The organism is Paenibacillus sp. 453mf (assembly GCF_900116105.1).
Classification (GTDB): domain Bacteria; phylum Bacillota; class Bacilli; order Paenibacillales; family Paenibacillaceae; genus Paenibacillus; species Paenibacillus provencensis.
Genome location: NZ_FPAC01000007.1, coordinates 109,245 through 130,954, shown reverse-complemented (window position 1 = coordinate 130,954; position 21,710 = coordinate 109,245). Strand labels below are relative to the sequence as shown.

The following is a 21,710-nucleotide window of genomic DNA, read 5'->3' as shown; positions in this document are numbered from 1 at the left end:
GGGAAATCAACAATGTCAACATTCTGGATCTTACTAACAGCGATACTGGTTTCCTCGGCCTGTGCACTGCTCGGTACGTTTCTGGTGCTCAGAAAGATGGCAATGGTTGGGGATGCGATTAGCCACGCGGTCCTCCCTGGCATCGCCGTTGCCTTTTTGATCAGTGGTCGTGATTCACTGTGGATACTTGTCGGCGCTACCGCCTTTGGACTGCTTGCTGTCTTTCTGATGCAGCATCTGGAGTCCAGCGGGGTACAATCCGATGCTTCCATCGGAATTGTCTTTACAGCTCTGTTCGCCTTAGGTGTCATTCTGATCAGTTTAAATGCACAGAATGTCGACCTTGATCTGGACCATGTATTGTATGGTGAAATTACGTATGTTCAATGGGACCGACTGATCATTGGAGAGGCGGATCTCGGACCTAGAGCGGTATGGATGCTTGGAATTACACTGGCCATTATCCTTATGCTTCTAACCCTGTTTTACAAGCAGTTTAAGCTGGTATCCTTTGACCCGGCTCTGGCGGCGGCTACAGGAATTCCGGTAATGCTGTTCCACTATCTGCAAATGGGAATGGTGTCGATGACTTCGGTAGCTTCGTTTGACAGTGTCGGCGCCATTCTCGTTGTCGGCATGCTGATTGTACCGGCAGCAACGGCATATCTGCTCACAGATCGGCTATCACATATGCTGCTCATCAGTGTTCTTATTGGTGTAATCAGCTCATTTGCGGGGTATTATTCCGCCTTGATCATGGATTCGTCGATTGCCGGTTGCATGGTAGCTTCCGCAGGTGTTTTGTTTGTGCTTGCCTTCCTGTTCTCTCCACTCCATGGGGTTGTGGTTCGAAAATGGAAACAGAAACGAGGCAGCGTGACAAAAGATGCGCTGAAAGCATAAATATAATGGGCGTATGCGAGAGAAAACAGAATGATTATGATGATATGGCAGGCCGAGATAGAACTCGCCTGTCATTTTGTATTGTAATTTTTGTTGAACAATCCTGTTTTATGTTAAAATGTCGCTATGCCGAATCAATTTCATAACGGTATTATGAAATTGATGCTACCTTATAGAGAAAAAGGGAATTGGATAAGAGAGATGTATCATACAAAGGAGGTCAAACCTGCTTGAGTAATCATTATCAATATAAACTGCTTGCTTTGGATATGGATGGTACACTGCTGACTGACAATCATGAGATATCCCATGAGACATCCACCTGGATTCATAAAGCGATGGAGGCCGGTATTCATGTCTGCCTGTCCACCGGACGTGCCGCGCATCACGCGCTGCCTTACGGCCAAGAGCTGGGCCTTGAGACACCGATGGTTACGGTGAACGGAAGCGAAGTATGGAAATCGCCAAATGAGCTGCATATCCGTACACTGCTTGACCCCGAATTAATCAAGAAGATGCATGACATTGCTGTGAAGCATGACTGCTGGTTCTGGGCCTATTCTGTAGATCAGCTGTTTAATCGTGAACGCTGGGTGGATTCCATTATGGATCAGGAGTGGCTTAAATTTGGCTACACCACAGAGGATGATCAGGTGCGTCACGAGATTCTCATGGAGCTTCAGGATCTCGGCGGGCTTCAGATCACCAATTCCTCTCCGACCAACCTGGAAGTGAATCCGGCAGGAATATCGAAGGCGAGTGGTATTGGTGAAGTGTGCAAATTGCTAGGCATTACAATGGAAGAGGTTGTGGCTGTTGGTGACAGCTTGAACGATCTAGCGGTCATTCAGGCGGTCGGTCTTGGTGTGGCTATGGGCAATGCACAGGAGACCGTGAAGGAAGCAGCGGATCTTATCGTCGCTTCCAATAATGAAGATGGCATTGTGGAGGTCATTCGTGACCATATGTTAAAGGTAGATACGATTAAAATACAGCCTTAACGCTTCGCACGGGGAAGGAAGAAGGGAAAGAACGTTTTGTCTAAGAAAGAATCATTTATTAAGGGGACGCTGATTCTGGCTGCTGCGGCACTAGTCGCGCGCTTGCTGGGCCTTGTTCAGCGAGTTCCGCTTGAGCATCTGCTCGGACCTGTGGGGGACGCTTCATTCGGTGTCGCTAACAGCGTCTACCTTATGCTTCTTACAGTAGCCACAGCAGGAATTCCGAGCACGCTCAGTAAAATGGTATCTGAACGCTATGCGCTAGATAAGCCGCAGGATGCCAAAAGAGTATATCAAGCTGCGCTCATCTTCGCTGCTTTTGCCGGAATCGTCATGACCATTCTCTTATGGTCGCTCGCTCCATTCTACGCAACCTATATTGCTCAGGTCCCGGAGGCATCGACAGCAATTCGAGCGCTGGCTCCTGCATTGCTGCTGTTTCCGACCATTGCCATGATGCGAGGATACTTCCAGGGCCGTAACAATATGACGGCTGGGGGTATCTCGCAAATTGTGGAGCAATTCGCCCGAGTGGGAACGGCGATTCTGCTTGCATTCATTCTCTTGCGGCTTGGATATGCAGATGAAGAGGTAGCGGCAGGTGCTTCCTTTGGAGGAGTGCTTGGCAGTATCGGGGCTTTTGCAGTGATGATGTACTTTGCATTTAAGCAGTCCCGCAAGGACCAGTCGATGGGACTTGCACTGCATGCCAATACGCAGGTTCCATTATCACGCATCTACCGTGATATCTTTACGCTATCGATTCCTATCGTATTGTCATCCCTTGCGGTGCCTGTAGTGAATTTCATTGATTCCTCCATCATTAAACCGCTCATCAGCGGTGATGTCGGATCAGATGCGGCTACGAATCTGCTAGGGATCTTAACGAATCGGGCCCAGCCGGTGGCGGGGATTCCTCCGATTCTGGCCATTGCGCTTAGTCAGTCACTAATCCCTATTATTGCGGCTGCGTATGCCAGAAAAGATGAAAGTCATCTGCGCGGACAGGTTACCCTGGCGATGCGAATTGCTATCATGACAGGCATGCCGATGGTCATTGCACTTACCGTTGCTGCCTATTCCATTAATGGACTGCTGTTCAGTACTTTGGAAGGTGCCGGTGTGGTTGCTATGCTGACGTTCGGAACGATATTCCAGATTACGATGATGACATCGAATTCCATCCTGCTTGGAATCGGCAAACCCAAACTGACGATGGTTACCGTCTTTATCGGGATTGTGGTGAAGCTTGCCGCAAGCTTTGCGCTTGCGCCGTTCTTCGGCATCTATGGTATCATCGCCTCTACAGGTCTCGCATTCCTCATCATAACGGTACTAAATGTTCGTGTTCTGAAGAAAACAGTCAGCTTCTCCATCCTTGGCAAGAGGTGGGCAGGATTTGCTGCGACGGTCGTGCTCTCGGCAGGAATAGGATACGGGCTCCATCAATTAGGGCTGCCAATGGCTGAGCTGATGCCGTCTAGACTTGCTTACTTGATTAACTGCGGAATCGTTGGGCTGGCTGTTCTTATCAGCTACTTTGCTCTGCTCATACTTCTCGGCGTATTGCGAGAGGACGAGCTGAAGAGTTATCCGCGTATCGTTCAGAAGGTGCTCCGCCCGCTTATGAGATTGAAGCGTTCTGGTAATCAGGGAGCAAGAGGGTAACAGGGCGAGGATTTGAACATTTACTATATAGAAAAAAAGGCATCGTTTCCTCACCACGTGAGTGAAACGATGCTTTTTGCTATCTATATCAATCGATCCAGGTCGTGGATCATTGCCAGCTTGGATAGACTGCTCCTATGCTCATGGCTGATCTCGAACAGCTTGGGCCGTCTTGGAAGTGTGAGATGACCAAGACTATCGGTTTGAGTCAGCCAGTCTTCTCGTGATATTTTCTCATAAGGCAGATCATGCCAAACGTTCAATAACGTAGGGCTGTACAGCTTGTTCCCTGAAGGCAGTTCTTCATTTCGACTTAGCATAGGAGATACGAGAGTCTCATGTGTAGAGAGTCCTTTTTGATTTGTAAAGAATTTAGGCCAATATTCGCTTCTTGAGCCTTCATGAGGGACGGCAGAGGCATAAGCCGCAGCCCGGTCCAGCACTTGTTCGTGTCCGAATAGCAGAGCATACAGATTCTTGCCAAAATGAATCCGCTCATGCAACTTTCTGAAATTTGACAAGGTCAATCCAACGAGCTCCTGATTGAGGCCGAGCGGAATGACCATATGGTTGAGCCCGGCAATTTCATGAGAGCGGAAGGACAGAGTAGAAGTGACATGGTGCTGGTAGAACGGATTGCGAATGACACGGTACTCGATATAATTCTGTTCATTAATGATGAGTCCGACCGTCAGCAGTGCACTGTCCCTATTTAGCCAGAATTGCTCCCAGAAGGGTACCATAAAGGATGAAACGTGAAATTCCGATAGCAAATGAAAGTAGCTCCGGCCCTTTTCCTTACTTTTCATATATAGCAGCAGCTGAGGGTAGGCATCCTGAAAAATAAGGGCATTGCACCGTTCAAGCAGCAGGTATACCCTTTCTTTTTCTTGGTCATTCAGTATTGTTTTCAGCAATCCGCTGCGTAGATCTGTCATATTGTATCCACCGTTCCGGGATACGAAGTGGGCGAGCAGTGCCCAGTGCAGCTCCGGATAAGACTTATAGCAGGCGAGGTAGGCTGCTGTTCTGGAGACATTGCTTTGGTTGTGATATCTTGTCAGCTCTTTAATCTCTTGTACGAGCTCAAGCTCCTCTACACTGTATGGGTCAAGCTGGCTGCTCCGAAGGGAGGCCGTCTGAACGCCAGACGTTCTCATACTTGCCATCATATGCTCAAGCTGATGCTGAACCTGCACGGCAGAAGACGTCTGCCACGTCAGGGAGAGAAATGGATGACGCAGCTTCTTGGATGCTTCCCAGGCTGATTTTTTCCCAGTGATCATTTCTTTGACTGTGACCGGAATCGTTGTCATCAACTGCCAAATGGAAGGCTTCGGCTGCGCTTTATAATCTTGATTGTCCATCATCAATATCTCCCTTTCGTCGAATCGACTCACTTTGCTATAGTATGCACACAAAATTTGACTTCCACTCCATTGTTTGCTTCACTAAGGGTAATATAAAGATCCATAGCAGAAAGGAAGATAAACGATGAAACTAATGAATTCCAAAGCTGAGTTTGATGTGTCTATCCAATCCTCTAACCTGACTGTTGCTGTATTTAAGGCGGATTGGTGCGGTGACTGCACCTATATCAATCCATTCATGCCTGAGGTCGAGGAGAAATATGCCGATTCCTTATCGCTCATTCAAGTCGATGTCGATAAAGTGGAGGAGGTCAGCCAGGAGCAGAATATTCTGGGCATTCCCAGCTTTGTTGCTTACACCGATGGCCGGGAACTGATTCGTTTTGTTAATAAGAATCGCAAATCACGCGAAGAGATTGAGACCTTCCTGGAACGTGCGGTCGAAGTGTACAAGTCCATTCATAAATAAGAGGCTCGAAAAATTACACCGTTCTCCTTCTAACTAAGAGAACGGTGTTTTGCTGTGTCCTGATGGATATACTGAGATATACTCTGCCTTAAGAAACTTAGGGTGGTATGAAATGAATGTTAGGACGTTAACATTTTGTCACAATCGGTTTATGCCGGAGATTCTTTTATCCGTTATAATTGAACAAGAGCTGATGGATAGCTTCGCCATATTTCAAAACAGCAGGTGAATGAAGTTGAAACATATCAAATTGTTAAAATGGGTCAGTCTCGTGACGACCGTATTCATGTTCTTTGCCACGTTCGGCGGCGGTGTCGTTACCCGGACAGAATCCGGGCTTGGCTGCGGCAATGAGTGGCCGCTATGTCATGGTAAATTTGTACCGGCACACACGATTGCTTCGCTCATTGAGTACTCCCATCGAATTGTGAGTTCAACAGCTGGGCTGCTTGCGGTTGCGACCTTTGTACTATTCTGGTTGTACAGCAAGAAACGCCGCGATTTACAGATTTTTGCGCTATTGACGTTAATATTTGTCATTATTCAAGGAGCCATGGGCGCACTCGCCGTTGTCTTCTCCCAATCTCCACCCGTGATGGCTCTGCATCTTGGGTTTGCTTTTATCTCGCTAGCAGGTGCACTCATGACAACGCTTGGAGCCAGACAGGAAGAGAAATTCGGTGGTCTTGAGCGGTTTGACAGACTGCCCCGTGTCAGCAAGGGGTTCCGCAATCTCGTATGGATTACAGCTATCTATGCCTACGTTGTTGTGTATACGGGCGCTTTTGTAAGTCACACGAGCTCTGCAGGCGGATGCTCCGGCTTCCCACTATGTAATGGAGAAGTTGTGCCTGAGTTGTCTGGCGGAGTCGGCATAGCCTTTATGCACCGGGCTGCTGCGTTTCTGCTTGTTGCTGTCGTTGCCGTGCTCAGTCATTATGCTTATCGTCACCATAAGAATAATCGGGAAATGCAGGTGCTTGGCCTATCTGCGATCGGTCTAATTGTTCTTCAGGTACTCTCTGGTGTTGGATTAATGCTTACCATGAATCGTCCTGAAATCTACATGTTCGTCGTACTGGCACATATGACCATTATTGCCGTCTTGTTCGGCATGCTGTGTTATATGAGCTATGTCGTTTGGAGACTGGCGAAGCCAGCGGGCAGTAATAAGCTGTAACAGAACTAAGCCGGAAGAGAAGTTCATCGTTTCATATCATTTCGGGCAGTCATCTGCTGCCCGGCATACATAACTTTGGCGTTTGTACATATATTGCATGAACTCACTTCTATCCATCGTTTCATCCGTCAGGATAAAGTTATGGTTGTGAGATGCAGAGTTCGGGAAACATAAGCTTTACAGGATGCACAGGAGGACACGCATATGCTTCGAACCTTATTAGGGGAGCCCGCCCGAGTTAACACCGGAGAACTAAAAGAAGCCATGGATACCATGGCGAAGACACTGCAGCTGCTTGGAGCTGCCATAGATAGAGGCAACGACCCTTCGCACGATTATCGCAAGCTCGATATTTGGACCAGAGGTCTGATGACCTCGCTTGATGAACTGGAGCAGAGCACTTTTGCCGCCTCTTTCTTTGCCGGTAAAGTTCATTCCTCCTCTACAGAAGATATGGCACCTGATGAGAAGGCGGATTACGCACGTTATGTTTATTTTTACAAAGATGGCTTTATCCGCATGTTTGCCATCCTGGACAAGCTTGGGAACTTGCTGGATGACTGGTATGATCTTCATACTTCCAAAGTGAAAGTGCATTTCTCCTACTTTACAGTTCTTCGTCAATTTGAATATTTGAAGCAGCATATGCCGCTCGTTCAGGAGCTAAACGATCTTAAAGATCAATATTCAGACTCAATGAATCGTCTCAAAAAACGAAGAAATACAGAAATTCATCATATGAATGTTGAGATGGTGGATGATCTGTGGCAGAAGCATCAAACCCTCCACGGTAAAATTGAGCTGGAGGATCTGAGGTCATTTACACAGGACCTGGAGCTTGGACTTGAGCTTGTATCCAAGAGCGTGATTGCTGCATTTGATTATATTAATAACAACTGGCAGAGGAGCACATCCAAGATACCAACCTCATCATAAGAAATCCGATAAAAATAATGTAATATTTTCCTTTGACAAGTGGTGTGAATTATTCTATACTTTCACTTAGTTTCTGAAAAACGCTGAAATGAATAAGTGAGTTAAAAGTTAAACACACAATTGCATATATGTTCTTATCGAGAGTGGCGGAGGGACAGGCCCTATGAAGCCCGGCAACCGATTCTTTATTGCAGTCAATAAGACTGCTGTACAAGAATGACATGGTGCTAAATCCTTCAAGACCGTAAGGTTACTTACTGGTCTTGGCAGATGAGAAGGAATCGCTTAATTATAAAAAGCTCCTTTTTGTCTAGCAAAAAGGGGCTTTTTCTTTTTTATCTTTTCGGATATTCTTCCGGATGGGTTCGGGTAGAAAGCAAGGCATACGGGTAAAACAAGTGTAAAGAAATAGAAGCTCTGACATAGAGAAGAACGGATTGCAGCAAGTAAGGAGGTACCTAGTTTTGATTGAACTTAAAAATATTAAAAAGGACTACGGCAAAGGAAAACAGGTGACTACGGCCTTGTCCGGGCTTAATCTGTCCATCCAAAAAGGTGAAATCTTCGGCGTCATCGGTCATTCCGGTGCTGGAAAGAGTACGCTGATTCGCTTGATTAATCTGCTTGAGCGACCTACAGCCGGTGAGGTATGGGTCGGTGGTATGAACATGACGAGGCTTGGCAAACAGCAGCTGCAGGCGAAGCGCCGCAAGATCGGAATGATCTTTCAGCACTTCAATCTACTTAGTTCAGCTACTGTATTTGATAACATCGCGTTTCCTCTACGGCTGGCGAAGACAAGTCAGGCGGAAGTCGATCGTAAAGTGAAGGAGCTGCTAGAGCTGGTCGGCCTTACCGAGCATAGTAAAAAGTATCCTTCCCAGCTGTCGGGCGGTCAGAAGCAGCGCGTTGGCATCGCACGTGCGCTGGCTAGCGACCCGGAAGTGCTGCTATGTGATGAGGCAACCTCAGCACTGGACCCGCAGACAACGAATTCCATACTTAAGCTTCTGCTGGATATCAATAAACGCTTTAATCTGACGATTGTACTGATTACGCATGAAATGCATGTTATTCAATCGATCTGTGATCGTGTCGCCGTCATTCATCAGGGCGGTATCGTGGAAGAGGGCCCGGTAACGGAAGTATTCCTCAAGCCACAGCATCCTGTAACCCAGGACTTTATTTTACGCGAAACGGATTCGGGCGACCTGCTCGGAGAAGCCATTATGGCGACGCATTTGGAGTATTCCCAAACGGTCAAAATTACGTTCCTCGGGAGCAAGACTTATGACTCGATTCTGTCGCAGACGGCTAGAAGGCTTGGTATCGATTTTGCGATCCTTCAAGGTACAATCTCAACCATTAAGCAAGTGCCTTATGGACAGCTTACGGTGAGACTTGAAGGGCCACCTGAGCTGATTCGCAGTACAATAGATGAGCTTGTGTCACAGGGTCTTGAAGTGGAGGTGATGGCATGATGGGGCTTGATTTTTCCGTCATCAACTGGGATGAATTCCAGAAGGCCACGATGGATACACTCAAAATGCTGGGCGCCTCCGGAATATTCACTTTCATTATTGGTCTTCCGCTGGGCATTATTTTGTTCATGACTTCCCGTTCCACATCTGGATTCAGCCGAGCTGTTTACAGTGTGCTGTCTGTGATCGTGAACATTCTGCGCTCCGTTCCGTTCATCATTCTGATCGTGGCCATGATTCCGATTACGAAAGAAATCGTAGGAACAGCGATAGGTGTGCTCGGTACCATTCCCCCACTCGTCGTGGGTGCAGCGCCGTTCTTTGCCAGACTTGTTGAAACTTCACTTCGTGAAGTAGATCGAGGTGTCATTGAAGCTTCACAGGCGATGGGGGCATCCACCGGACAGATTATCTGGAAGGTGCTCATGCCGGAATCCCTGCCAGGCTTGCTTGCAGGGATGACAATCACCATCGTAACGCTTGTATCCTATACAGCCATGTCGGGTATGGTCGGTGGTGGAGGACTGGGCGCTCTTGCCGTCAACTATGGATATTTCCGCTATGAGAATGAAGTTATGATCGTTGCCGTTATTATCATGATCGTGCTCGTACAAGCGCTGCAGATGATTGGGGATCGCTTGGTGAAGCACTTTACTCGAAAATAATAGGGAAATAGCAAGTTATTTATTTGAAATAAGAGTTCTATTGGATTTAGGGCATGGACGTTGTATGGTTCATCCTTTATCACATATATCGAGATTATATATAGGAGGGTCATCTGTAATGAAAAAATGGTTCTTATCTGCATTAACTCTAACTCTGGTTCTGGTACTGGCAGCTTGCGGCAATGATTCCGCTCCCGATACAACAGGCAGTGAAGGCGCGGGAAGCACAGAAGAAACAGTAACCTTGAAAGTCGGTGCAACACCGGTTCCACATGCTGAAATTCTGGAGCAAGTTAAACCGATCCTTGAAGAGCAGGGCGTTAACTTGGAAATTGTCACTTTCAACGATTATGTACAGCCAAACGTACAGCTTGATGAAGGTCAGCTTGACGCGAACTTCTTCCAGCACAAGCCTTACCTGGATAACGAAATTGAGACTCGTGGTCTTAAGCTGACTGCTCTGAATCCGGTACATGTTGAGCCGCTTGGTGCATACTCGAATACGATTACTTCTGCAGATGAGCTGCAGGACGGTGCGAAGATTGCCATTCCGAACGATGCAACAAACGGCGGTCGTGCCCTTATTCTTCTGGACAAGAACGGCATCATCAAATTAACAGACAACACGAACATTGAATCCAAGATCAGCGATATTGCAGAGAATCCAAAAAACCTGGAAATTATCGAAATGGATGCAGCGATGCTTCCTCGTCAGCTGGGTGAAGTAGAGCTTGCCGTTATCAACGTCAACTATGCACTTGAAGCAGACTTGAACCCACTGGAAGATGCACTCTTCCTGGAAGATGCAAATTCACCATATGCGAACCTGCTCGTATCTCGTGAGGATAACAAAGACAATGAAGCGATTCAAAAACTGAACGATGCTCTTCAATCGGATGAGATTAAACAATTCATTGAAGATAATTATGCTGGAGCCATTGTACCTGCATTTTAATTAAATAATTGAAAATGATAAACAGTCCCGTCCGGTCCTTTGATAATAAAAAGTGCCGGACGGGACTGTTTCATATGGCCGTTCCTTTCCTTCTGTCCTTCCCTATATTATACTGAAATAGGTAACCGCTCTTGTTAGAAGGAGGAAGGGATTTGGACAATAAAGTCGCCCTTATTACGGGAAGTGCGAAGGGCCTTGGCAAGATGACAGCTCTTCGGCTGGCTGCTGAAGGCTTCGATATAGCATTAAACTATGTGCACAGTAAAAAGGAAGCGGAAGCTCTTCAAGCAGAGATCTTGCAGCTTGGTGTGCGTTGTATTGCAGTACAAGCGGATGTCTGTATAGCGGATGATACAGAGCGACTCGTCACCACGGTTGAACAGGAACTTGGAGATGTAGACATTTTGATTAACAATGCAGGACCGTTCATTCGTGAGCGGAGGCTGTTTGCTGAATATAAGCAAGAAGAGATCATGATGCTGATGCAGGGTAATTTAGTAGGTACGATGCTTCTTGATCATCGGGTGCTGCCTTCTATGCGGCGCAAGAAGTGGGGCCGGATCATTCACTTTGGATTCAGCCATGCAGGAGAGGCCAGATCCTGGCCGCAGCGAGCGGTGTATGCAGCTGCCAAGGTAGGGCTTGTTTCCTTCACGAAGACATTGGCCGTTGAGGAAGCACCATATGGGATTACAGTAAATATGATCTGTCCGGGGGATATTAGAGGAGATCATAAGGAAATGACGATTGAAGCGGTCAGCGGGCTCGTTGATGAAGAGACTCCCCGAGGCAGACCTGGCAGCGGAGAAGATGTTGCACGTGTCATTCATTTCTTATGTCTGGAGCAATCGGACTTTATCACAGGGAATATTATGGATATTTCCGGAGGGCTGGATCCGATAAGACCAACGATCAAGGATTGAAGACAGAGGCCAGAAGTCAGAAGTACCTCAAAAAAAAAGAGTCCCGGCTTCTGCACATGACAGAAGCTTCGGGACTCTCTTATATGACAGTATGGGATATTAGAATACTTGAACGACTTCTTCTACGCCTTCGACTTCTTCGACTAGCGCGCGCTCGATCCCTGCTTTTAGTGTGATGGTGGAGCTTGGGCAACTACCGCAAGCACCCATTAATTTCAGTTTCACAATGCCGTCTTCGACATCGACCAATTCCACGTCACCGCCATCGCGCTGAAGGAACGGACGAAGTTTATCGAGCACGTCAGAGACTTCATCATACATGGTGCTGCTTTGTACGTTTTCGCTCATGTTATCAACTCCTTTCCTTCCCTTTATTATAGTATAAAATACGCCAAAATAAAATGGTAAAAGCAAAAGCAGGTGAATAAAATGAGACCGATTATTGAATTTTGTACCAACAACATGCACTTTGGTACGGATGAGCTCTTTGAAGAGCTTGAAGAGAACATGGACTACGACGTCATCGAGTACGGCTGCCTCAGCAATTGCGGACAATGCAGTATTACCCCTTTTGCACTGGTAAATGGTGAGGTCATCACTGCAGCCAGCCCTAAAGAACTGCATGAAGCCATTTTGTCCAAAATCGCTGAAGCTGACGCATGGGATGACTTGGATATATGAGTGAGTCGGCTTGTCGACAACTAGCCAAGATGACGTTTGGACATCCAGAGGACACCACTCTTCAGAATACGCGGCACACGCCCCATCATGGAGGTCTTGCCCATGAGCCCAAATCCGGCTTTTTTGCCCAAAGCACCCAGTGTGCCTCTCAGGCGAAGAACCTCGACTTTGGGCTCTTCGTTTCTTAGAAGAGCAGAAATGACATGTGCAATTTGCTCGCCTTGCACCTCAGCCGCTTGGGCACTTGGGGCAAAGGGCAGGCTCGCACAGTCTCCGACGACATAGACTTCTCTGTATTCAGGGATTTGATAATATTCATTCAATTTCACACGTCCGCTTGGGTCTTTCTCAACAGGAAGATCCTGCACCAGCTGTACGGGCTGAATTCCTGCCGTCCACACAATGGCATCTGTCCTAATTTCCTCATCCCGGTTATAAATGGAGCCAGGTTCAACGCGGGACACAGAAATTTGATTCTTGATCTCTACCTGATGTTCACTGAACCATTCACCCACGTAAGCGGATAAACGTTGTGGAAACGCAGAGAGAACTCGTTCACCGCGATCGAGTATCGTCACGTTCAGATCAGCACGGCTTTCCCTTATTTCTGCTGCCACCTCAACTCCGCTTAAGCCACCGCCCACAATATGAACATTGGCGTAAGGCTTGAGCTCGCTTAGACGCATATAAGTATCGCGGGTACTCTTAAAGCTTTGAATAGTATTGCTATACTCCTCGGCACCTGGAGTGCCATGGAATCGATCTGTGCAGCCAAGGCCAATCACGAGCTGATCATATTCAATCATTTCCTCATTTCGAAGAGAGATGGATTTTGCATCCAGATCAATGCTCGTCACTTCACCGTATCGATATTCCAATTGATGATGAACCGGATACTGTACCCGAAGATCGTAATCGGACACGGTTCCCGCTGCAAGGGCATAGTATTCTGTCTTAAGACCTTGATAAGGCATGCGGTCGACCAGCGTGATTTTGACATCCTTCGGCAATGGACCTTCAATTAAATGTTTAGTGATAGTGAGACCGCCGTAGCCGCCTCCAAGTACAAGAATATTCTTCATAGCTAAATAACTTCCTTTCCTTCTGTGTTCCCACATAAAAAGAAGCTGTCTGGTAAATTAAAAAATATAAAATCGACAGTCCATTATAATGGGTAACGTCGTCTTTGTTGTTATAGCAAGGGCTGGCATTAGTGCATAAGTAAGGATCAGTCCCAGCGAGGAACTGATCCGTTAATGATATGAAGTGTGGAAATGGGAGAGTCAACTGATCTTATTCAAATACTTCAATTTCGTTATAGAACGTATCCCGTTCGACAGGAATGCGTCCTGCTCCTTTAACGAGCCAGATCAGCTCCTTGCGGGTGAGTCCCGCTGGAGTCAGAGCACCTGCTGCATGACTAATTTGTTCACGGACAATCGTACCATGAACGTCAGAGGCGCCGAAGCTTAAGGAGACCTGGGTCAGCTGAGGTCCAATATTAATAAAGTAGGCTTTGATGTGGTCAAAATTATCTAACATGAGTCTGGAGATCGCAATGGTCTTCAAGTCCTCATAAGCGGAATTGCGGCGCATGATGCCGGCGTTCTTGCTCTTCGGCTGCATGGACAGCGGGATGAATACCTGGAAACCCTTCGTCTCATCCTGCAGCTCGCGAATTTGCAGCATATGGTTAATCCGGTCTTCATAGGACTCCACAGATCCGTACAGCATCGTGGTATGTGTCCTCATGCCGAGCTGATGGGCGGTACGGTGAACCTCTAGGTAACGATCAACGTTTGCTTTGGTAACCTTCATCTTTTTACGATATTCATCGGAGAGGATTTCTGCCCCGCCCCCGGTAAGGGACTGGAGTCCAGCCTTCATCAGCTCCTGCAGTACTTCCTTGATGCTAAGGCCGCTGATGCGGGTGAAAAAATCAATCTCAGCAGCGGTATAGGCTTTCAGTGTTACATTCGGGTATTTCTCGTTTAAAGCAGCAAGGGAATCGACATAATATTGAAAAGGCACATGCTGATTATGTCCGCCGACAATGTGGAATTCCCGGACTCCCGGATGAATGTGCTGCTCCACATAATCAATCATTTCTTGCCCTGACAGCGTATAGGAGCCTTCCTCGCCCTGATCTTTGCGGAAGTTGCAGAAGGCGCAGCGGGCTTCACACACATTGGTGAAATAAAGGCTCATATTTTCGATAAAATAAACTTTCTTTCCGTTCTTGCGAAGATTGACTTCGTTAGCAAGCTGTCCAATCGTTAGCAGATCGTCGCTCTCATACAAGTAAACACCGTCCTCAAGTGTAAGACGCTGACCATTCTGTACCTTCTCTATGATGGCAGCCATCTTCGAGTCCGTTTGGGGTGTAATAAGGGTGGACATGCTTATTCCTCCTAGTCCGTACTTTTTTTTGTTTGTGCCGTGACCATTGATTCATGCTCTCATATAATTTTACCCGTAGGAGTCCCAAGATCAAACTTCAATATTGAATGGTTGTGAAAAAAGTTACAACTACATTTATGACAGCAACTGGAACCACTGTAATATCGACAGTTTGGCTTCAAATACCCTACCTATTATAAACCTCACATTTCATAGGTTCAATATCTGGAAATAAAAAGAGTATGATCTTAATAAAAAGCATACTGAAAATGCGGATAGGTAACTCTTGAGGTACGAAAGTGACTGGAGTATAATTTAGTTATCAGGAAAGAAGGAGGTAAGACTTATGATTACAATTAGTGAGACAGCGGCAGAGCATCTGAAAGACATGCTCGAACAGCAGGAAACACCGAACATGTTCCTCCGTCTTGGTGTGACACCGGGAGGCTGCACAGGTTTCTCCTATGCTATGGGGTTTGATGATAAGGAAACTGACGATGATGTATATATGACAATTCAAGATATGAAAGTAGTTGTGGAGAAGGACAACCTGCGTTTCCTCGACGGACTCGAAATCGACTTTGAAGAATCCGGTATGACGGGCGGGTTTACCATTCATAATCCGAACGCGATTGCCACTTGTGGCTGCGGTTCTTCCTTCCGTACGGCTACGGACGCGGGTAAACCGAACGAAGAGCCATGCTAAGAGAATGATCGAGAAACATGGAGAACGAAACCTTTCGACCTCTGGTATAATGCATACCGTGGGTCGGGAGGTTTTTTTTATGACAGAGGGCTGGCTGAAGCTGATAACCAAGGATGTGACTTCGTTATGGAGTTTTGAGATGACTTCATATTTCGTGCCGAACTTCCGATAGAAATTCTATATCAATGTTCTTTTTTGAACGGTATAAAGGGGAAATCATACTGATACATAAAATGATAAGGAACACGTTATTTTTACTTGTTGTGATGGCACTGCTGGTGATTGTAGTGAGGAAGGTATCCGAGCCCGTCTTCTCTGAGCTGATAACACAGTCGATTACCGATAAAATAGCCCGAGATGCACTGGAGGATCTGCCTCTTCCTCCTTCGCAGAAGGAACTGACCGAGTATACTCAGCAGCTGGCACAAGAGGGAACGGTGCAATATTCTACGGATCTGACCCTGCGATACGAGCAGGCAGCTGGTGATAGTAAGGGTGTCATGATGGCTGCTTACAAGGAAACACTGCTTGGATTTATTGATATGGAGTCTTCATCGCTGGCCGAGATTTCAAATCGTCCAATCTATGATGAAAATGTCATGATTTCAAGCTCTCCGAGTGCAGGCGTACAAGGCGAGCAATATGCTATGAGCCGTGCAGATCAGCAGGCTAGCATGAAGGACGTGCAGCAAGAGCCAGACATGGGGAAGCAAGAGGAAGAACTGAAGGATGAAGTGCATAAGGAAGAGAACAACGTACAAGATAAACTTATAACAACAGAAGCTTCGGTTCCTGTTGTTGAAGTAGGGGATGTGACGAAGAGTGATCAAGGCTCAAGCTCCGGAAGTTCTCCTACGGATTCGAAATCAACTGACGTCACAGCTGACAGCAAGGTCCCGGTTGCAGGTAATGAAGGTGTCGCCTTATATGTCAATGAAGTGTATTTTGACCGTTATCCAACGCTTGAGGAGGCGCTTCGGCTGGCGGCTTTGGTTGATCATGCAGCACTGATTGATCTACGGACAGAGCAAGTGGTCTGGGATAATTATGAGCACAGTACAGATTAGCCGATGCAATAACTGTATAAATCTGCCTTTGCATATGTTAGCATAGAGACATGGAATTCTCAGGTGACATTACATAATTAGATCATGAAGAGTGAGGTATACATTATGCTTGAAATGGAACGGATTCACCATGTCAGTCTTGCTGTTCGGGATATCGAGCGCGCACATGCCTTTTATTCGGAAAAATTGAAGTTTAAGCAGCTAGAGCGTCCGCCATTTAACTCCACCGGAGTATGGTATGCCATTGGGGAGCATCAGCAGCTGCATTTATTGGAGCATCCTGCAGGAGATACACTGAGAGAGCGTGGAATTGACACGACTGACGGTCATTTTGCCATATGGGTGAAGAGTCATAAGGCAACGATTGAGTGGCTGGAATCACAAAACATTCCGTATGAAGCAAGACCGGACAGTGTTGCAGGATTTGCCCAAATTTTTATTCTGGATCCAGACCACAATATTATTGAATTTGGAGCCCCGTATTCTTCGTAATATGCTGGCATCCAGCATTATAGCAGCAAGCTTTCTTCGATCTATATAAAAAACGACTACAGCTTATCCGTTAGAATTCGTCCCCTTTACTTATAGAATCGTACACACTGATGTGTTGTACCGATTCTAACGTAAAAGTAAGTGGATGAATTCTAACGAACACGTAGTCGTCCTCGTATATTAAACTTCCGTTTGAAAAATGACCGTGTCACGGGAATAATGATGCTCTCTGCCGTCTTCACTTCTTAATCGTACTTTATCATTGGAGAACATTTCTACATGACCACGGGCAATTTCACAATAGACACCAGCAGAATCCTCCTGCCAAACGGAAACGACGGTTTGAGATAAGGCCGCAGTAAAAAACTCGATGTTTTTTTGCAGCGTTCTGGATTTATTGGAATTCATCGTATCCTCCTTCATTCGTAAGGTGACAACTACGTTCACGTATAATAGCACTGACGTAAACACTTTACCCTACTCTATTCTCTATTGTAAAGCATCCCGTCAAATTTGGTAGAAACAATGTCATATTTTTGATATCTTCACATACAAGAATCGTAATATTCGTCAACCTTGCGGCAGATTTTACATTGCGTTTACACAATGAGATTACAATAAAAATGGACAACACGAGTCAATCCAGCTTCGAACAATACGCTTCATGAGTGAGGGAAGTATAGAAAAGGAGAATTATAAACGCGATATGAACCCATATTTAAATCGGGATTTAAGCTGGCTGGAATTCAACAGAAGAGTGCTCGAAGAAGCGCAGAGCCCAGATACACCCCTGCTGGAACGCGTCCGCTTCCTATCCATAGTAACAACCAACCTGGATGAGTTTATGAGTGTACGTGTGGCAGAGACCAGAGAGAAGATCAAGGCAGGCTTCACGAAAAAGGACTTTACTGGGTATACAGCAACAGGTCTATATCGAAGACTGATGAAACGAACGATGAAGATGGTCAGTGAACAGTACCGTTCATACCGCGATTTGCTGAGACAATTGAGCAAAAAGGGGATCGTATTTATGGAATATACGGACCTGAATGCGACGCAGCAAAAAGCGATGGAGCAATATTTTCACGATATTGTATTTCCGGTGCTGACACCCATGGCTGTAGACTCCAGCAGACCCTTTCCGCTCGTACACCATAAATATGTGTATTTGGCCGTAATCTTGCGCAAGGAAGAGAACCCGGAAGGAAATGATCACTATTTCGCCATTGTACAGGTTCCTTCCAATATTCCACGTGTCATCTCAGTTCCGCTGCGATCTAATAGTAAGAAGAAATCATTTATACGAATTGAAGAACTGATAAAACATCATATTCAATCTTTGTTCAGCGGGTACATCCCAGAAGCGGTTCATGGCTTTCGGCTGACGCGAAATTCGGACTTATACATCAATGAGGAAGAAGCAGAGGATTTGATGGAAGAAATTGAAAAAGAGCTGAGAAGACGCAGAAGAGGCGCGCCAGTACGTCTCGAGGTGGAACAGGGAATTCATCCGTATGCCCTTGAATATTTACAGGAAGAATTCTCATTAGGATCTGATGAAATCTTCGAAATTGAAGGACCCATGGATCTGGGATTTCTAAGTGGTTTTGTGGATCAGCTCGAAGGATATAACCATTTGAAGTATCCCAGTATCAAGCCTGTCTATCCGGATGTATTCAATACAGAGGAAAGCCTGTTCCGCATCTTACGAAGACAGGACATACTGCTGTACCATCCTTATGAGTCATTTGATGCAGTCACGGATTTTGTAGAAGAGGCTTCGGAAGATCCACAAGTCATGGCTATCAAGATGACCTTATATCGGGTCAATGGAGACTCTAGACTGATTGCGGCACTTGCTCATGCGGCTGAGCTGGGCAAGCAGGTGACCGTTGTTGTCGAGCTGAAGGCAAGATTTGATGAAGAGAGAAATATCGCCTGGGCGAGGGAGCTCGAGAAGGCAGGATGCCATGTTGTATACGGCCTTGTCGGCCTGAAGACACATGCCAAGATCATACTCGTCGTTCGAAAAGAGCAAAATATGCTTAAAAGGTATGTTCATGTAGGGACAGGCAACTATAATGCAAGCACAGCACGGGTGTATACCGATATCGGGCTTCTCACTTCAGATCCGCAGATAGGCGAAGACGCTTCTGAGGTATTTAACGAAATTACCGGGTATTCGGCAGCTCAAGGCTTGCAGCAGCTTCATATCGCACCGGCTGGACTGAAATCGAGACTGTTTGAGATGATTCGTAGAGAAGCTCAGAATGCTGAGCAGGGGAAACCGGCTCATATCATCGCCAAGATCAATTCCCTGTCCAACCAGGAGCTGATTGACGAGCTATACGCTGCCTCACAGGCAGGGGTAAAGATTCAGCTTATCGTTAGAGGTGTATGCTGTCTTCGTCCAGGTATAGAAGGCCTCAGCGAGAATATTCGGGTCATCAGTATCGTCGACCGGTTTCTTGAGCATTCACGTATCTTTTATTTCCAGAACCATAAAGACCCAGAGGTCTTCCTATCCAGTGCTGACTGGATGACTCGGAATTTAAATCGCCGGATTGAGCTGATGTGTCCTGTACATGATCCGCAGCTTAAGCAAACGATTGTAAATATACTGGATTTGTCGTTACAAGATAATGTGAAGGCCCGGCTCCTTCTATCGAACGGGAATTATATTCCTGTTACGAATGATGAGCCAAGCCTGAGAAGTCAATTTGAAGCACTAGAAATTAAAACGTGGAAGAAAGAGAAAGAGACCATTTCAAGCTCAGCTTCCATGCCTTTTCAACATCTTTCTTAGCTTCTGATAGTTCAAAAAGCTCCACAGACGGTTCCCTGCTGCAGTTTAACTGCAGATGAAGGGAGTCGTCTGTTTTTTTCATATCCACACTTAGAATCGCTTTTCCTCCACTGTGCAAAGCCCGGGCAAGCTTAAGGAGGGAGCCAACTTGGTGTATTTTCTCCACATCGCCTGGTGCCAAAATATCCGGATGATCTTCTATCTGCTTCGGTGTACGGTTCTTATGATAATCGATGATGAGAGCAGAGATGACCGTTTCTCTATGATTGAGTCCCCACATGCCCTTGTTCATGAGCCAGTATAGGGAATGGGAGCTTGCCCGGTGATGATGCACTCTCTCTCCTATTCTGTGAAGCATGGATACAGCATAAATCAATCGTTGATCCTGTGTCTGTCCTTGGCCTGCAAGCGTATTGTGAAGCATCTTCATCAGACTATAGATGTAATCAAGATCCTCTTGTGGTGTAAACGAATCATAGGCAAGCACATTTTGGACACTCTTGGACAAGACATCCTGATTCATAAACTGAGGAAATTGCCGGTGAAGCGGTTCATAGAACAGCCCGTCGCGAAGTCCAGCTCCGCTCACAACATAATGGGTAGACCTCAGTAATTCGAAGATCGTCTGCAGCAGGATAACACCAGGTATAATCAGATCTGTTCGATCCTTGGATAAGCCAGGCGTCTTCTTGCGTTGATCATATGGAATATACGGAAGTGTGTCATAGAAGGACTGAATGTCGTCCTTGTCCATCCAGTAGCCGTGCATGAGCGGTAGGGAATAGGCTTGTCTCTTCTGAACCATTTTTGCCAAGGCGCGAACGGTCCCGCCAAGACCGACCAGTGGAAGATTCGGATGCGCATGCAGCCAATCCGCATCTTTAAGAGCCGCAAGGATCGAGTGTTTGAATCCTTGTACTGTTTCTGAGCGCCAGTAATCGGCTGCCCCATAACGTGCATGAGAATTTACTGCGCCATATGGGATTGATAAGCTTGCTCTATACTCGCGGTTTAGGAACAGCGTAATCTCTGTGCTTCCTCCTCCGATATCAATGATATATCCGTCATGAAGAGGGATCGATTCACGCACACCGAGAAATCCAAGACGGCCTTCGTCCTCTCCGGAAATAAGCTCAACGGTAAGTCCAGTTGCAGATCTGATCCAGCCTGTAATTTCCTCGCTATTTGTGGCATTTCGAATGGCTGCTGTTGCAGCTGCACGAATATGTAAGACACCGTATTCTGAACAAATATCTTGATAGCTCAGCAGAACGGGAATGATCGTATCTATATTTTCTTTGGTGATGATACCGTCAGGACTCACTTTTTGACTGAGTCTGGCGGCATACTTTTTCTCATGGAGAACTCTATGTTCTCCCGAATGAAGCACTTCGTATATAACAAGTCGGATCGAGTTCGATCCAATATCAATGATGCCAATGCGATGATTCATATCAGCAAGCCACTCCTTTTTGTGAGTCTCCCAGATGATTTCATATTTAGATATTGCATATTACCATCCTATCGCTTCTCAGATGCATATATACTCGAATGGAATCAGTGCTAGGCTATGTAAAATCTCCATGTTTAAATATATGTACTATATTGTAACAGCTTAAACAGAGAGCTTAAACAAAAAACCGCCTCTCCGGGTAGGAGAAAGCGGATATTTTGCACATCACCGGTAACGCATCAGGAAGTAATGAAATCAATAACACTGATAAAAATGCCTGTAAAGATGAGTGAGAATACGATACAGCCGATGCCAAAACCGATGTGTTTCTTATCGCGAATAAATTTAATGCCTGTTACGAAAGTAAGAATCGTTACAGCAACAAGTACGAGAACGATGGCAAAATATGCGACCCCGTATAGACTTTCAATAAATTGTGCCACTTTAGTTAGTGCTCCCTTCCAGGGTTTATTCTGTTTTATTTGTTTCTATAAGTTTAATCAAAACAGGCTCTCCACAAAGGCATACATACAAGAGAAGCAAGACTTCCGCCA

The 21,710-nt window shown here is 46.1% G+C and carries 21 protein-coding genes, 1 pseudogene and 1 riboswitch; of the genes and pseudogenes, 15 read left to right on the top strand and 7 right to left on the bottom strand.

Annotated features, from left to right (window positions below):
• Window positions 1-12: 12 nt before the first annotated feature.
• From BM415_RS21350 to BM415_RS21340, 3 genes are all read left to right on the top strand, one after another.
• Window positions 13-903 (top strand): metal ABC transporter permease, encoded by an 891-nt coding sequence (locus tag BM415_RS21350; protein ID WP_091161180.1) that lies wholly within the window; start codon window positions 13-15, stop codon window positions 901-903.
• A 230-nt stretch (window positions 904-1,133) separates the two neighbouring features.
• Window positions 1,134-1,904 carry a Cof-type HAD-IIB family hydrolase gene (locus BM415_RS21345; RefSeq protein WP_280142888.1) on the top strand — a complete coding sequence of 257 codons (771 nt, stop codon included), beginning with the start codon at window positions 1,134-1,136 and terminating at the stop codon, window positions 1,902-1,904.
• A 36-nt stretch (window positions 1,905-1,940) separates the two neighbouring features.
• Window positions 1,941-3,572: a putative polysaccharide biosynthesis protein gene (locus tag BM415_RS21340; RefSeq protein ID WP_091161179.1), complete on the top strand. Its 1,632-nt coding sequence runs from the start codon at window positions 1,941-1,943 to the stop codon at window positions 3,570-3,572.
• Between the two features lie 83 nt (window positions 3,573-3,655).
• On the opposite strand, the gene BM415_RS21335 is transcribed toward BM415_RS21340, so the two are convergent.
• Window positions 3,656-4,942, bottom strand: a complete 1,287-nt coding sequence (locus tag BM415_RS21335) for a DUF2515 family protein (protein WP_091161177.1) — start codon at window positions 4,940-4,942, stop codon at window positions 3,656-3,658.
• Window positions 4,943-5,066: 124 nt separating this feature from the next.
• Between BM415_RS21335 and BM415_RS21330 the strand changes: the two genes are divergently transcribed.
• The 7 genes from BM415_RS21330 to BM415_RS21300 all read left to right on the top strand — a co-directional run bounded on the left by BM415_RS21330 (window position 5,067) and on the right by BM415_RS21300 (window position 11,551).
• Window positions 5,067-5,411, top strand: a complete 345-nt coding sequence (locus BM415_RS21330; protein WP_091161175.1) for a thioredoxin family protein — start codon at window positions 5,067-5,069, stop codon at window positions 5,409-5,411.
• Window positions 5,412-5,640: 229 nt separating this feature from the next.
• Window positions 5,641-6,591 (top strand): COX15/CtaA family protein, encoded by a 951-nt coding sequence (locus BM415_RS21325; RefSeq protein ID WP_091161174.1) that lies wholly within the window; start codon window positions 5,641-5,643, stop codon window positions 6,589-6,591.
• Between the two features lie 204 nt (window positions 6,592-6,795).
• Entirely contained in the window at window positions 6,796-7,527 is a 732-nt protein-coding gene (locus BM415_RS21320; RefSeq protein WP_091161172.1) for a Cthe_2314 family HEPN domain-containing protein, read from the top strand.
• A gap of 131 nt (window positions 7,528-7,658) precedes the next feature.
• A riboswitch (SAM riboswitch) is annotated at window positions 7,659-7,804 on the top strand.
• A gap of 187 nt (window positions 7,805-7,991) precedes the next feature.
• On the top strand, window positions 7,992-9,008 hold the full coding sequence (locus BM415_RS21315) for a methionine ABC transporter ATP-binding protein (protein WP_091161170.1): 1,017 nt from the start codon (window positions 7,992-7,994) through the stop codon (window positions 9,006-9,008).
• Window positions 9,005-9,673 carry a methionine ABC transporter permease gene (locus BM415_RS21310; RefSeq protein ID WP_091161168.1) on the top strand — a complete coding sequence of 223 codons (669 nt, stop codon included), beginning with the start codon at window positions 9,005-9,007 and terminating at the stop codon, window positions 9,671-9,673. The genes BM415_RS21315 and BM415_RS21310 overlap by 4 nt, the downstream gene beginning before the upstream one ends.
• Window positions 9,674-9,791: 118 nt before the next feature.
• Window positions 9,792-10,628: a MetQ/NlpA family ABC transporter substrate-binding protein gene (locus tag BM415_RS21305; RefSeq protein ID WP_091161167.1), complete on the top strand. Its 837-nt coding sequence runs from the start codon at window positions 9,792-9,794 to the stop codon at window positions 10,626-10,628.
• A gap of 152 nt (window positions 10,629-10,780) precedes the next feature.
• Window positions 10,781-11,551 (top strand): SDR family oxidoreductase, encoded by a 771-nt coding sequence (locus tag BM415_RS21300; RefSeq protein WP_091161165.1) that lies wholly within the window; start codon window positions 10,781-10,783, stop codon window positions 11,549-11,551.
• Window positions 11,552-11,650: 99 nt separating this feature from the next.
• Here the strand turns inward: BM415_RS21300 and BM415_RS21295 are convergent.
• A pseudogene (locus BM415_RS21295) lies at window positions 11,651-11,866 on the bottom strand (NifU family protein); the annotation flags it as partial.
• A 114-nt stretch (window positions 11,867-11,980) separates the two neighbouring features.
• Between BM415_RS21295 and BM415_RS21290 the strand changes: the two are divergent.
• Window positions 11,981-12,232: a YuzB family protein gene (locus BM415_RS21290; RefSeq protein WP_091161163.1), complete on the top strand. Its 252-nt coding sequence runs from the start codon at window positions 11,981-11,983 to the stop codon at window positions 12,230-12,232.
• A gap of 20 nt (window positions 12,233-12,252) precedes the next feature.
• Here BM415_RS21290 and BM415_RS21285 read toward each other — a convergent pair whose 3' ends face one another.
• Together BM415_RS21285 and mqnE are read right to left on the bottom strand one after the other, a co-directional pair.
• Window positions 12,253-13,314 carry an NAD(P)/FAD-dependent oxidoreductase gene (locus tag BM415_RS21285; protein ID WP_091161161.1) on the bottom strand — a complete coding sequence of 354 codons (1,062 nt, stop codon included), beginning with the start codon at window positions 13,312-13,314 and terminating at the stop codon, window positions 12,253-12,255.
• Window positions 13,315-13,525: 211 nt separating this feature from the next.
• Window positions 13,526-14,632 (bottom strand): aminofutalosine synthase MqnE, encoded by a 1,107-nt coding sequence (gene mqnE / locus BM415_RS21280; protein ID WP_091161160.1) that lies wholly within the window; start codon window positions 14,630-14,632, stop codon window positions 13,526-13,528.
• A 346-nt stretch (window positions 14,633-14,978) separates the two neighbouring features.
• On the opposite strand from mqnE, the gene BM415_RS21275 reads away from it, so the two are divergent.
• The 3 genes from BM415_RS21275 (at window position 14,979) to BM415_RS21265 (ending at window position 16,897) form a co-directional block, all read left to right on the top strand.
• Entirely contained in the window at window positions 14,979-15,338 is a 360-nt protein-coding gene (locus BM415_RS21275) for a HesB/IscA family protein (protein ID WP_091161158.1), read from the top strand.
• Between the two features lie 278 nt (window positions 15,339-15,616).
• On the top strand, window positions 15,617-16,405 hold the full coding sequence (locus BM415_RS21270; RefSeq protein WP_139237046.1) for a hypothetical protein: 789 nt from the start codon (window positions 15,617-15,619) through the stop codon (window positions 16,403-16,405).
• A gap of 105 nt (window positions 16,406-16,510) precedes the next feature.
• Window positions 16,511-16,897 (top strand): VOC family protein, encoded by a 387-nt coding sequence (locus BM415_RS21265; RefSeq protein WP_091161154.1) that lies wholly within the window; start codon window positions 16,511-16,513, stop codon window positions 16,895-16,897.
• 180 nt (window positions 16,898-17,077) lie between these two features.
• Here the strand turns inward: BM415_RS21265 and BM415_RS21260 are convergent, their stop codons facing one another.
• A complete protein-coding gene (locus BM415_RS21260) occupies window positions 17,078-17,305 on the bottom strand; it encodes a hypothetical protein (protein WP_047913565.1) in 228 nt (75 codons plus the stop codon).
• Between the two features lie 256 nt (window positions 17,306-17,561).
• On the opposite strand from BM415_RS21260, the gene ppk1 reads away from it, so the two are divergent.
• A complete protein-coding gene (gene ppk1 / locus BM415_RS21255) occupies window positions 17,562-19,703 on the top strand; it encodes a polyphosphate kinase 1 (protein WP_091161153.1) in 2,142 nt (713 codons plus the stop codon).
• Here the strand turns inward: ppk1 and BM415_RS21250 are convergent.
• Together BM415_RS21250 and BM415_RS21245 are read right to left on the bottom strand one after the other, a co-directional pair.
• Window positions 19,633-21,156 (bottom strand): Ppx/GppA phosphatase family protein, encoded by a 1,524-nt coding sequence (locus tag BM415_RS21250; protein ID WP_091161151.1) that lies wholly within the window; start codon window positions 21,154-21,156, stop codon window positions 19,633-19,635. The genes ppk1 and BM415_RS21250 overlap by 71 nt on opposite strands.
• Window positions 21,157-21,395: 239 nt before the next feature.
• Window positions 21,396-21,599, bottom strand: a complete 204-nt coding sequence (locus BM415_RS21245) for a hypothetical protein (RefSeq protein WP_091161149.1) — start codon at window positions 21,597-21,599, stop codon at window positions 21,396-21,398.
• Window positions 21,600-21,710 lie beyond the last annotated feature (111 nt).

Bases quoted from the DNA above. Each gene is read 5' to 3' on its own strand.
- BM415_RS21265 (WP_091161154.1), top strand. From the start codon at position 16,511: ATGCTTGAAATGGAACGGATTCACCATGTCAGTCTTGCTGTTCGGGAT.
- mqnE (WP_091161160.1), bottom strand. From the start codon at position 14,632: ATGTCCACCCTTATTACACCCCAAACGGACTCGAAGATGGCTGCCATC.
- BM415_RS21250 (WP_091161151.1), bottom strand. From the start codon at position 21,156: ATGAATCATCGCATTGGCATCATTGATATTGGATCGAACTCGATCCGA.
- BM415_RS21275 (WP_091161158.1), top strand. From the start codon at position 14,979: ATGATTACAATTAGTGAGACAGCGGCAGAGCATCTGAAAGACATGCTC.
- BM415_RS21305 (WP_091161167.1), top strand. From the start codon at position 9,792: ATGAAAAAATGGTTCTTATCTGCATTAACTCTAACTCTGGTTCTGGTA.
- BM415_RS21320 (WP_091161172.1), top strand. From the start codon at position 6,796: ATGCTTCGAACCTTATTAGGGGAGCCCGCCCGAGTTAACACCGGAGAA.
- BM415_RS21335 (WP_091161177.1), bottom strand. From the start codon at position 4,942: ATGATGGACAATCAAGATTATAAAGCGCAGCCGAAGCCTTCCATTTGG.
- BM415_RS21350 (WP_091161180.1), top strand. From the start codon at position 13: ATGTCAACATTCTGGATCTTACTAACAGCGATACTGGTTTCCTCGGCC.
- BM415_RS21310 (WP_091161168.1), top strand. From the start codon at position 9,005: ATGATGGGGCTTGATTTTTCCGTCATCAACTGGGATGAATTCCAGAAG.
- BM415_RS21330 (WP_091161175.1), top strand. From the start codon at position 5,067: ATGAAACTAATGAATTCCAAAGCTGAGTTTGATGTGTCTATCCAATCC.
- ppk1 (WP_091161153.1), top strand. From the start codon at position 17,562: ATGAGTGAGGGAAGTATAGAAAAGGAGAATTATAAACGCGATATGAAC.
- BM415_RS21260 (WP_047913565.1), bottom strand. From the start codon at position 17,305: ATGAATTCCAATAAATCCAGAACGCTGCAAAAAAACATCGAGTTTTTT.
- BM415_RS21325 (WP_091161174.1), top strand. From the start codon at position 5,641: ATGAAGTTGAAACATATCAAATTGTTAAAATGGGTCAGTCTCGTGACG.
- BM415_RS21290 (WP_091161163.1), top strand. From the start codon at position 11,981: ATGAGACCGATTATTGAATTTTGTACCAACAACATGCACTTTGGTACG.
- BM415_RS21285 (WP_091161161.1), bottom strand. From the start codon at position 13,314: ATGAAGAATATTCTTGTACTTGGAGGCGGCTACGGCGGTCTCACTATC.